The following is a 3,457-nucleotide window of genomic DNA, read 5'->3' as shown; positions in this document are numbered from 1 at the left end:
TTATTCAAGATTTTTTCTATCAATCAAAAACCCTCCAATCTCCGTAGGAAACCTTAGTTTTCTGAATCCCTTCATTAAACTTAATGGTGGATTTTCAAACTAATTTTTCACTCAAAAACGATTATAAACATTTGATTGTTATTTAATAGTCTTCGATTCTCTTTAGGTTAAAAGTTACAGTTATGATTTCCTGCAAAATGAAAAAATTTTAACAAAAACCAAAATGAAAAATTCAAAAAAAATCATAAAACGCGTTAAAGCCGGTTAAACTTTCAACTCCAAAGAATTGAAAATAACAAATCTGCCCAATATCGAATTATATTTACGAAAATATCATGAATGAAAACAAAACTACTATTTGCCTTTTTCCTATTTTCGGTTTCATTGCTGTTTGCGCAGAAAAAATATGTCATCGGAAATGTGAAAAACGAAGTTCAGAATAACATTCCCCAAACCTACATTTACAATCCTCGTACAGAAGAAGTGGTAGTAACCGATCAGTCTGGAGACTTCATTATTGCTGCCATTCCATCAGATGAATTGCGAATTGTTAAAAAAGGATTCGAACGGTTGACTTTGAAAATCAAAGACGATAACTTTACCAATCCCTTACAGTTAGTTCTCAGTAAATTACCTTTTGAGATTGAAGAAGTGACCATTGCTTTCATTCCGACCGGAGATTTAAAAAAAGATCTCGCGTATTTTAAAACCTCTGCGAAAACTGAAAAACTGAATAATGAAATCAGTAAGTATGTGATGGGACCAATGACAGAAGTAATCCCACAGAATAAAATCCCAAGTTCCTTTGCACCAAAGAATTATGGAGAAGGCCAAATGAATATTTTGGGACTTGCCTCCGCACTCAAAGGATTAATTGGTAAAGCGACAACCAAGCCGAATAACACTCCGAATTACGCAGAAGTTGAGGATTTTTATCGAAGAGTAAAAGATGTAGTCGATTTGGATTATTATAAAAGTTACGGAATGTCGGAATATGATTTTGATATTTTCCTGGCGTATGTAGATCATGCAAATTCACTGGCGAAAAAATACCATAAAAACTTTAATAGAGCCATAATTGAATCCGAATTGAAAATGGCTTTGGTGGAATATATCAAAACCCATAAAGTAGGTTCTTAATGATTCGAATTATTTCACTATTCTTCCTCTCTTTTTCTTCCTCATTATTTTCTCAGAAAGTTTCGGGAACAGTAACCGATGAAGATCGAAATCCACTTCCTGAGGTTTTGGTTTTTAATATGAAATCCGAACAGAAAACGTATACGAATCTCAACGGTGAATTTACAATTGAAGCTTCTGTAAATAGTGAACTGCGATTTATTCGTCAAGGTTTTGAGCGAAGTTCCAAAATGATGAAAGAGCAGGATTTTACCAATCCTTTTACGATTTCTATCCTCAGAATTCCGGCAGAAATTGAGGAAGTGAAAATTGCTTATCAACCAGTAGGAGATTTAAATAAAGACCTCAAAAATTATGGTGATACAAAATCTGTGAAAAAATTAAAATCAGAAACCGCAAATTATATCCGTTCAGAATCTACGGAAGAAGTTTTAGCCCCAAAAGCGGGAGAATTCGTTCAGCCTGTTGGACAAGGGTTTTCTGTTGGCGGACCAAACTCACAATGGGATGATGTAGATTTTATGCAATTTCTCATCGTAAATCTTGGCGGTGATTTTTTTACCGAAGATTTACAACTTAAACCATCAGAGATCCAACCTTTTATTTATTATATTTTTCAAAATTTTGAAAGAAGAGAAGTTCTATTTCGTGGTATTTGTACGCAATATGATCTTTCGAGATTTATAAAAGAAGCGAATAACAAATTAGATGCTTATCACAAAAATTTACCAAACGTTCCAGCCAAAAAAAAGAAAAATAAATGAGGGCAATTTTAGGTGTTTAATGTTTGATATTTTGTTTTTCTTCATTATTTTCTCAGACAGTTTCGGGAACAGGTTTGGGGAGTAATAAGTTTACTTCGGATCTAATTGCCTGGAGTGGAAATTTCTCAAGAAATAGTTTTGAATTAAAATCGGCTTACGACGAATTGGCGAATGATAAAAAAGTGATCGAAAATTATTTGGCTTCCAAAGGAATTCCGAAAAACGAAATGGTTTTTTCCGCCGTTGATATTCAGAAGCAATTCAATTGTTCTACCGATTCAAATGGCAGAAGTCAACAAAGTTTTGCGGGTTATCAACTTTCGCAAACGGTTTCTATCGACAGCAAAGATGTGGCGACAGTTGAAAATTTATCGAGAAATATCACCGAGATCATCAATTTGGGAATCGAATTTACTTCTTCGCCGCCCAATTATTTTTACACCAAATTGGCAAATGTGAAACAACAAATGATGCCAAACAACGCGCCGAAAAAATTGCCGAAAATGCAGGTTCCAAACTCGGTAATCTGAAAAAAGCAACGATGGGAGTTACCCAAATTACCGCACCGAATTCTACCGAAGAATATTCTTACGGCGGAACTTTCAACACTTCTTCGAAAGAAAAAGAAGCGAGTATTACGATAAAATTAGAATATGAGGTGAATTAAGAACATTTACTTTGTCAAAGTTTAAATCTTTGACAAAGTTTTTTAAAATTGATAAACTTTCGAATGCAGTTCTTTTTCAATTTCTCCTGGATTTTCCACAGGAAAATTACTCAGCAAAAACAAATTCATCGAATTTTTTCCGTCACCATAACTCGGTTGAATATAATCTTCAGAAATAATCGAAAATCCGTTGCGCAAATAGAAATTGATTCTTCTTTCCGCCATTTCATCTAAATCTTTCGGTTCAGATTCTAAAACAATATTTCCGAATTTTTCCTTTAATTCTGCTAAAATTTGTGAACCTAATTTTAAATTTCGGAATTCTTCGAAAACTTCGAAATGTTCCAGAAAATAGAAATCAGATAATTTCCAAAGAATTAAATAGCCTACAAAATCTTCATCATTTTTCACGGAAAAAATAAAACAATCGGGATCTTCGAGCAAAGCCAAAAACTGCACTCGATCTCTCCGTTCATCTTCAGAAAAAGTGTTTTCGTAAGCAGAATAAATTCTAGAAACTTTCTTGCGGGTTTGCAATTCTTCAAGCCAAATCATAGTATTCGTTTCATTTGTGAAAATTCGTGGACTTCGAGAAAATTCGAGAAAATTCGTGTAATTCGTATTTATTATAAATCAAAAACGTTTGGTCGTCGAGTAACAAACATGTCTTTGATCCACAAGGTAAAAGCCAATCCCAAGTATACGAGAAAGAAAACGCCAGCTGTTGCAAAAGTAGAGTAGATGAAAAAAACCCGCAATTTTGATGCCGGAATTCCCAGTTTTGCGCCCATTCTTGTGAGAACGCCAAACCATTGTCTTTCCATTTTGTGTCTTAAATTTGTAAGCATTTTAGAGCGTTTTTTTTAGAAGTTCAAAGATACGAAAC

The 3,457-nt window shown here is 33.9% G+C and carries 4 protein-coding genes and 1 pseudogene; 3 read left to right on the top strand and 2 right to left on the bottom strand.

What is annotated here, in order from left to right; all coding sequences use genetic code 11:
• Window positions 1–339 precede the first annotated feature (339 nt).
• The 3 genes and pseudogenes from WBY99_RS06055 (at window position 340) to WBY99_RS06045 (ending at window position 2,571) form a co-directional block, all read left to right on the top strand.
• A complete protein-coding gene (locus WBY99_RS06055; RefSeq protein ID WP_423975436.1) occupies window positions 340–1,140 on the top strand; it encodes a hypothetical protein in 801 nt (266 codons plus the stop codon).
• On the top strand, window positions 1,140–1,904 hold the full coding sequence (locus WBY99_RS06050) for a carboxypeptidase-like regulatory domain-containing protein (RefSeq protein WP_423975435.1): 765 nt from the start codon (window positions 1,140–1,142) through the stop codon (window positions 1,902–1,904). The genes WBY99_RS06055 and WBY99_RS06050 overlap by 1 nt, the downstream gene beginning before the upstream one ends.
• Window positions 1,905–1,927: 23 nt before the next feature.
• A pseudogene (locus WBY99_RS06045) lies at window positions 1,928–2,571 on the top strand (SIMPL domain-containing protein).
• 42 nt (window positions 2,572–2,613) lie between these two features.
• Here WBY99_RS06045 and WBY99_RS06040 read toward each other — a convergent pair.
• Both WBY99_RS06040 and WBY99_RS06035 read right to left on the bottom strand, forming a co-directional pair.
• Window positions 2,614–3,126 carry a GNAT family N-acetyltransferase gene (locus tag WBY99_RS06040; RefSeq protein ID WP_423975434.1) on the bottom strand — a complete coding sequence of 171 codons (513 nt, stop codon included), beginning with the start codon at window positions 3,124–3,126 and terminating at the stop codon, window positions 2,614–2,616.
• Window positions 3,127–3,197: 71 nt separating this feature from the next.
• Window positions 3,198–3,419 carry a PspC family transcriptional regulator gene (locus WBY99_RS06035; protein ID WP_423975433.1) on the bottom strand — a complete coding sequence of 74 codons (222 nt, stop codon included), beginning with the start codon at window positions 3,417–3,419 and terminating at the stop codon, window positions 3,198–3,200.
• Window positions 3,420–3,457: the final 38 nt, after the last annotated feature.

Origin of the sequence: Kaistella sp. (genome assembly GCF_049588135.1) — a bacterium.
In the GTDB taxonomy this organism is placed as follows: Bacteria; Bacteroidota; Bacteroidia; order Flavobacteriales; family Weeksellaceae; genus Kaistella.
Note: the sequence above shows the minus strand (reverse complement) of the source record. Positions and strands in the feature narration are given on the sequence as shown.